At 70.8% G+C, this 3,169-nt stretch carries 3 protein-coding genes and 1 pseudogene; 3 read left to right on the top strand and 1 reads right to left on the bottom strand.

Annotated features, from left to right (window positions below):
• Together H0X00_RS19035 and H0X00_RS19030 are read left to right on the top strand one after the other, a co-directional pair.
• Positions 1-555 (top strand): annotated as a pseudogene (locus H0X00_RS19035) (hypothetical protein); the annotation flags it as partial.
• Between the two features lie 245 nt (positions 556-800).
• Positions 801-1,784, top strand: a complete 984-nt coding sequence (locus H0X00_RS19030; RefSeq protein ID WP_293773960.1) for a cellulose-binding protein — start codon at positions 801-803, stop codon at positions 1,782-1,784.
• Between the two features lie 141 nt (positions 1,785-1,925).
• Here the strand turns inward: H0X00_RS19030 and H0X00_RS19025 are convergent, their stop codons facing one another.
• The gene (locus tag H0X00_RS19025; RefSeq protein WP_293773958.1) at positions 1,926-2,201 is read right to left on the bottom strand and encodes a hypothetical protein; all 276 of its coding nucleotides are present in this window, start codon (positions 2,199-2,201) and stop codon (positions 1,926-1,928) included.
• A gap of 166 nt (positions 2,202-2,367) precedes the next feature.
• Between H0X00_RS19025 and H0X00_RS19020 the strand changes: the two genes are divergently transcribed.
• On the top strand, positions 2,368-3,117 hold the full coding sequence (locus H0X00_RS19020) for an SIMPL domain-containing protein (RefSeq protein ID WP_293773957.1): 750 nt from the start codon (positions 2,368-2,370) through the stop codon (positions 3,115-3,117).
• Positions 3,118-3,169 lie beyond the last annotated feature (52 nt).

Here is a 3,169-nt window from a genome sequence, read left to right as displayed (position 1 = left end):
CGCGAGGCCAGCTCGACCGGCGAGGCCGAGCGGACCCTGCGCGAGGCCCGCGAGTCCGCGGACGCCCTGACCACCGCGTCCGCGGCCGAGGCGGCCAAGCGACTCGCCGACGCCCGGGCCGAGGCGCACGGCATGACCGCCAAGTCGCGGGGCCAGGTCGAGGCGATCACCACGCAGGCCCGCGCCACCGCGGACTCGATCACCACCCGGGCCCACGCAGAAGCCGAAAAGCTTTCATCCACGACGCGCGCTTCCGCTGCCGAGCTGGCCATCGCCGCCAGCGCCGACCGCGAGGCCGCGGCCGCCCTGCTGGACGAGGCCCAGCGCAAGCTGGAGGACTCCCGCCGGCGCGCAGAGGGCCTGGCGACCGCGGCCCTCGAGGCAATCGCCGACGAACTGGCCGCGCGACGGGCCGAGGTTCGTTCCCTGGAAAATGAAAGAGACTCGATTCTGGCTCAGCGTCAGGACATCGGTGCCCACTTGATCAACCTTCAGGCAAGTCTGGATCTGATGGCCGATCTCGGGGTGGACGGACCCGCCGAAGCTTCCGAGTAGGGCGCGATCCGACCGAGAAAGTCCTGAGAAGTCCGCTTCGGCCGGGCGCGACGCGTCCCTCTGTTTGCCCATGGGGCGGACGCCGGGACGTCGCTCGAGAGATGATCACTGCAGGCTCGCGTCGGGCCTGGGCAAAGCGGGGCCATGAAGATTGCACAGATCCCGCGTCGCACCATTACCGGCTGCGAGGATGGTCAACAATCACCACAGGACGATCACCGCAGACCTTGAGGACAAGTGTCGCAATGACGATGAACGAGACCCCTCCCGCCTTCGACATCGTGCTGCGCGGTTACGAGCGCCGGCAGGTCGACGAGCACCTGTCGACCTTGGTGAACGACCGCGTCAGCGCTGAGCGCAAGGTGCTGGACCTGGAGAAGCAGGTCCAGCGCGTGCGCGCGGAGTTCGAGGCCAGCGACGTCGCCGAGCCGAACTACGCCAGCCTCGGCGCCCGGGTCGAGAAGATCCTGCGCCTGGCTGAGGAGGAGGCTCGCGACGTCAAGGCCGAGGCCGACTCCTCCAGCGAGCAGTTCCGGCTCAAGGCCGCCGAGGACGCCGAGGCGATCCGCAAATCGGCCGAGGCGGAAGCCGAGCGTCGCCGCACCGAGGCCGAGGCCAAGTGCGAGGCGATGCTCGAGCACGCCAAGGGCGAGGTCGAGCGCATCCAGACCGAGGCGCAGAACGAGTCCTCGGCCAAGCTGAACAGCGCCGAGAACATCGTCGAGGAGGCCCGCGCCAAGGCGGCCCAGATCGCGACCGAGGTCGAGGCCAAGCTGGCCAAGCGTCGCGAGCAGGCCGAGCGCGACATGGCTACCCGCCAGGAGGTCGCCGAGCGCCGCCTGATGGAGACCGGCGAGAAGGCCGACGCGCTGCGCATGGAAGCGCAGAAGATGCGCGACGACGCCGAGCGCCGGGCCAAGCAGCTTCTCGAGGCCGCGCGCCGCGAGGCTGAAGACCTGGTCGCCGACGCTCGCCAGAAGGCCGAGCGGATGCGCCTGGAGTCCGAGCGCGAGCTCGCCGCCCTGACGCACCGCCGCGACAGCATCAACGCCCAGCTGAGCAACGTCCGCGAGATGCTCGCGACGCTGACCGGCTCGGCGGCGGCCCTGATCGGTGGCGGCGCTGCCGCTGCGCCCGCCGGTGAGGCCGGCACGATGCCCGCCCAGGCCCCGCGCCCGGACGCCCCGCAGCAGCCGCAGGCGGCCGATAACGGGACCGCAGCGTCCTGACCTGAACAACTCGAAGGGCGGCACCGCGTCGGTGCCGCCCTTCGGCGTTAATCGTGAAAATCGGTCACACCCCGGGTTGCCCTTGCTCCGACCGGGTGGTTCGCGCCGACTTTCTGCTGACGGTGCGTCAGTCCTGACCTGTCAGCTGCGCGGACGACGCCGCTCACGGGCGGACCAGCAGGCCGTGTGCCAGTGCCGGCGGTCCTCGCCGTCGCCGGCAGCCGGCCAGGCCACCACGTGCGGCAGGGCGGCCGGGATCTCCTGCTGGCAGCCCGGGCACCGGTAGGTCTTCCCGGTGGCGGCGCCGGTCAGCCGGCGCACGTTCCACTCCCCGTCCGGTCCGGCCTCGTAGGACTGGCTCTCTCGCAGCGGCCGGGCGGCAGGCCCCGGATCGGGGCGGGGCTTGCGGCGCGGCATGGCGGCAATTGTCCTCCCCCGGGGCGCCCCCGACGGCCGAATGATCACGACTTGGCCTCGGTCCCTCCGGTGCACTGAACGTTTCCTGGGCCTGCGCCGTCCTCGACCTGAAGAAGCCGAAGCCGACCGCCGCGGTGGCCCACGGGCCACCTTCGAAGGAGAACCCATGAAGCGCACGCTCCGCCAGGCTGCCGCCCCGGTCGCCGCCGCCGGCATCGTCGGCGCCGTCGTCGCCGGCTTCCTGCTCGGCAACGGCTCCGGCTCCGGGGTGGCCGCCGACGGCGCCGAGCCGGCCCAGAACACCGTCTCCGTCGCCGGCACCGGCAAGGTCTCCGGCATCCCGGACGTGCTGCGCCTCGACATGGGGGTCCAGCACAACGGCAACGACGTCAACGAGGCCCTCAACGCGGCCAACAGCGACGTGGCCAAGATCAAGAAGGCCCTCGACAAGTACGACATCGACAGCAAGGACATCCAGACCTCGCAGCTCTCGATCAACCCGCACTACGAGAACAACGGCAAGATCAACGGCTACGAGGTCTTCCAGGGCCTGACGGTCAAGCTGCGCGACCTGTCCAAGGCCGGGAAGGCGATCTCCGACGCGGCCGCCGCCGGTGGCAACGCGACCCGGATCAATGGGGTGTCCTTCGACATCGAGGACAACGCCAAGCTGCTCCAGGCCGCCCGCGACGCCGCCTTCGCCGATGCGAAGGCCAAGGCCGAGCAGTACGCCAAGCTGGCCGGCCGCGGGCTGGGCAACGTCACCCAGATCAGCGAGGACACCTCCTACGAGGGTGCGCCGATGCCCTACGCCGCCGACATGGCGGCCGCCCCGAAGGCCGAGGGGTCCGTGCCGCTCGAAGCCGGCAGCCAGCTGGTCAGCGTGAACTCCAGCATCAGCTGGGAACTGGTCTAACCGCTCGGGGAACCAGAAGGCCGGTCGGCCGCGCGTTCAGCGCGGCTCGGCC

The organism is Sporichthya sp. (assembly GCF_013815995.1).
GTDB lineage: Bacteria > Actinomycetota > Actinomycetes > Sporichthyales > Sporichthyaceae > Sporichthya.
Note: the sequence above shows the minus strand (reverse complement) of the source record. Positions and strands in the feature narration are given on the sequence as shown.

Coding starts and splice junctions, on each gene's coding strand:
- H0X00_RS19030 (WP_293773960.1), top strand. CDS start 801: ATGACGATGAACGAGACCCCTCCCGCCTTCGACATCGTGCTGCGCGGT.
- H0X00_RS19025 (WP_293773958.1), bottom strand. CDS start 2,201: ATGCCGCGCCGCAAGCCCCGCCCCGATCCGGGGCCTGCCGCCCGGCCG.
- H0X00_RS19020 (WP_293773957.1), top strand. CDS start 2,368: ATGAAGCGCACGCTCCGCCAGGCTGCCGCCCCGGTCGCCGCCGCCGGC.